The organism is Bacillus sp. AFS002410 (assembly GCF_002556365.1).
Classification (GTDB): Bacteria; Bacillota; Bacilli; order Bacillales; family Bacillaceae_G; genus Gottfriedia.
On record NZ_NUEU01000039.1, the window covers coordinates 1 to 3,885 of the forward strand.

3 protein-coding genes and 1 pseudogene are annotated in these 3,885 nt (G+C 31.9%); 1 reads left to right on the forward strand and 3 read right to left on the reverse strand.

From position 1 onward, the window contains the following. Positions 1 to 664: 664 nt before the first annotated feature. A pseudogene (locus CN692_RS27205) lies at positions 665 to 955 on the reverse strand (IS3 family transposase); the annotation flags it as partial. Beyond that, complete coding sequence (locus tag CN692_RS27210) at positions 928 to 1,296, reverse strand: transposase (RefSeq protein WP_373605045.1); 369 nt, start codon at positions 1,294 to 1,296, stop codon at positions 928 to 930. The gene CN692_RS27210 and the pseudogene CN692_RS27205, both read right to left, overlap by 28 nt. 471 nt (positions 1,297 to 1,767) lie before the next feature. Here CN692_RS27210 and CN692_RS18775 point away from each other — a divergent pair, with 471 nt between their 5' ends. After that, positions 1,768 to 2,949 carry a Ger(x)C family spore germination protein gene (locus CN692_RS18775; RefSeq protein WP_098120690.1) on the forward strand — a complete coding sequence of 394 codons (1,182 nt, stop codon included), beginning with the start codon at positions 1,768 to 1,770 and terminating at the stop codon, positions 2,947 to 2,949. A gap of 585 nt (positions 2,950 to 3,534) precedes the next feature. Here CN692_RS18775 and CN692_RS18780 read toward each other — a convergent pair. Then, on the reverse strand, positions 3,535 to 3,885 hold a 351-nt coding region (locus CN692_RS18780; protein WP_142317544.1), incomplete at its 5' end, for a spore germination protein.

Here is a 3,885-nt window from a genome sequence, read left to right on the forward strand (position 1 = left end):
TAGTAATTTTCAGGATAGTTTAAGAATTTCTAGTGATTAACTTTACCACACACGAAATTATTCCCTTGATTCTTCTAAAGTTCTATGAAATAGACCATCACTCCGACATCAATTCATTTCTTTTCCTAAGCAAACTCTAGCACCAAGAGCAAGATTAGTTCGAGTTTAATGGCATTCGTATATAATATATATATTAAGGTGTCTGTAATAGTTTATGGAAAAAACCCCCTTCCTATTTGTTTATATCCCCAAAAATATCTACCATGATGCATACGAACAAACAGAAAAGTGCACGTATATAATTACATAAAAAAATACATAAACAATATCGAAAAGGTACACCTAAACAAATAAAAAGATGTAGCTGAATACCGTATATTGAAATAGATTCTGTTTCTTCATAAGTACTATGAAATGTTCCATCACTTTGAAATAAATTTGTTTCTTTTCCAAAGCAAAATCCAGTTTATAAAACAATATAAATGTGGGAACACGAAGTTTATATGCAGGATTTTATACAAAAAAAGGTTATACTAGATGTACAAGACCACCCCAATGAAACTTGTAGATCAACGATATATAAAAGGCTGTATATCGTGAGAAAAAAAACAAAAAGCCAATCCCTTGCCACATGATCTGACCCAATAAAGTTAGACAAATAGGATTAGGCAGCTTCTAAGACTTGAGTTCGGTATTCAACTGGACTCAAGTCTTTTAATTTCGCCTTCATTCTTTTGTGATTATAGTAATGTATATAATCTGCTAATTCTGTTTCAAAATGCTCCATACTCTCAAATTCTTGTAGGTAAAGTAGTTCAGATTTTAATAAGCCAAAGAAATTCTCCATGACTGCGTTATCTAAACAATGTCCCTTACGGGACATACTTTGGATAATACCGTGTTCTTTTAGTTTATGTTGATAACTGTTCATCTGATAGTGCCACCCTTGATCTGACTCTTTCGATTTAATGGTAGGGCATCAAATCCTCCAGTTCCAAATGCACTTCTCCAGTTTCGTATCATACCAGGTGAAGAAATATTGAAAATCGCAGCTGCTTCGTACGAAGATGTACCCGTTTCGTTCATATAATTAAGTACATTTAGTTTAAACTCCGCAGAATAATTTGTATAGGGTTTGAAAAATGCCTCTAAGCCGTTTTGTTCATAAAGTCTAATCCAACCACTTAAAATAGAAACATTAACTCGAACCTCTTTAGCAATTTTCTTAATACTTTCATTACCTTCTAAGTATCTTAAAATCATGTTTATTTTTTCATCTGATGAAAATTTAGCCATAAAAACACCCCTTAAAAGTTAGTTTGCGCGTCTAACTTTTAAGGGGCACATCAACAAGGGATTGGCTTTTTTTCAACTTCCGTTAAGAAGCTTTATGTAAACTAGATTTGCATACGATATTCATCTGGAAATGTAGTTCAAAATAAAGAATAATTTTATCTTTTTAAGGGGAATATAACTTTAGAGGTGACAAAATGCGCGAGAGTATTTAAATGAAATCAATGAAAAAAGAAAACTAGCTCATTTGGGTTTTGGGATGGGTTGTTTAATAGTTGGAATTCTTTGGATTGTAGGTATAAGGCAATAAAAAGATTGTTCTATAGGATCTTATTATGATTCAACAGAACAATCTTTTTTTATTACCGATAATGAGTAGACTTAACACTTTTAAAAGTTATTCAGTATTAATACATGAAATTAAATTAATTAAGAAATACTAATCAAAAAAATGTAAAGTTGTGGTAGTACTTTATGAGGAAAAAATTTTTCAGTTTAATTGTTTTATTATGTTTATTATTTGGAGGATGTTCAAACTATAAAGAGTTAAATTCTGTGTCCATTGTAGTTGCAATGGGTATAGATTATTTACCAAAAGAAAAGCAGTATTCAGTGGTCTTTCAAATAATTAATCCAAGTGCAATTGCAACACAAACTAGTTCACAAGGTCTTCCAGTGATAGCTTTAGTTGAAAAAGGAAGAACAATTTCAGAGGCTGCTCGGAAATTGTCAAAAAGCAACTCACGTATTAATATTTATTCCCATGTAAGCCTTATAGTTATAGGTGAAACATTAGCAAAAGAAGAATCGGTAGATTTTTTGTTCGATGTATTTGAAAGAGATTCAAAAATACGTGTAAATATCCCAGTTATACTTGCAAGAAAAGCTAGTGTTTATGACATATTAAAAAGTTTACCACCACTTGACAAGATTCCTGCCAAATCACTTACTGGTAAGATAAAAAATACTTCTAGCTTATTAGGAGAAAATCATGAAACTCTAATACGCGAAGTAATTTCTGCAGTATCTAGTAAAGGAAGAGAGCCTACTATTGATGGAGTAACTCTAGTGCAAGAAACACCTGAAGCAGGCACGTTAGCTAATACTGAAACAGTAAAATCAGCGTATGGAGCAATTAATGGATTGGCAGTGTTTAAAAATGGCAAACTTAGTGGATGGCTAGATGGTCCACCTGCAAGAGCTGTTCAATTTGTAGATAATTTAATTAAAGAAACAAATATTCAAATACCATGTGAAAAAGATAAATATGACTCAATGGAATTAACTCGTGTAAAAACGAAAACCATAATTCAAATTAAAAAAGATATTCCACATATTCATGTAAAAGTAAATGCAATTGGTCATATTGATGAAGTATTATGTAATGATGATTTCGATAAAGCTAAAACACTTGATAAATACGCAAAATCAAGTGAAAAAATTGTGAAGTCAATGATTCTTGATGGGTTATTACAAACACAAAAAATAGGTGGAGATATTTTCGGTTTTGGTGAAAAATTACATCTTGCAAATCCAAAAGATTTCAAGAAATATGAAAAAGATTGGAATAAAATATTTCAAAAAGCAAACTTCAAAGTCACTGTCGATGTACAAATTAACGACGTTGGAATGAGAAAGAAAGCATACCCTTATTGAGCTTTACTTATCATTTATCAATATATATATCCCCTGAAGCAGATTGTTCGTGGATTAAGTAGAGAAAAGAAATCACAATAGATTGTATAATTAAATACTTCTTTTCAAAATAGTCGAGTAGAAAGAAGTCTTTTTACCTTACGGTAAATCGAACTCCACCCCCTCCCAGTCTCCCGAGTTGCCGTATCAATCAATGTGTTACGTGCCAAGGTCTCTGACTCCGGAGAGGCTTACCTTTCTTGCCATAATGAAAGGTAAAATGTTGCCCAAAATAGGATTATTTTCAATATAATTGCATATTAAAGAAATCATCAGCTTTAATATTTGAATCAACAGTCCACAATGCTTCCATAATCTTCTGTTTTTTGATGGTTAGACTTACTTCATTTCTGTATCCGAGAGCTAATTACAGCAAAAAAAGCCTGTAATAGTATAGTAGATATAGGTGACCAAACAAATCATATTAATAAAGCGTTATATTAACCTTCACTGAAGATTAAAATATAATAAAAAGAAGCACCTATTTATATTAAGCTATGGTGTTTCTTTTTTTCTTGTTTTACCTATTTATTCACCATTACTTTGTTATTTAACAGGATTAGGATTTCCTCCTGGAGGCAGAACTAAAATAGTATCTCTTTGGCTTTTGAACCGAAATGTAGCAAAAGGAGCAAAGTATGGTTCACTAAACGAACGAAGACTGCATAAATGGATAAAGATTATCATGCTCACGAATGAAACGCCTAACAAGCCAACATATGCTCCAGCCAATAATATCGCATATCGAAAAATTCTCGCCACAATCGACATTTTGTAGTATGGTATAGCGAAGCTAGCTATTGCAGTAACAGCAACAATAATGATCATGGAATTTGATATAAAACCAGCTTGAATGGCTGCTTGTCCAAATATTAAAGCACCGACTATTGAAAGTGT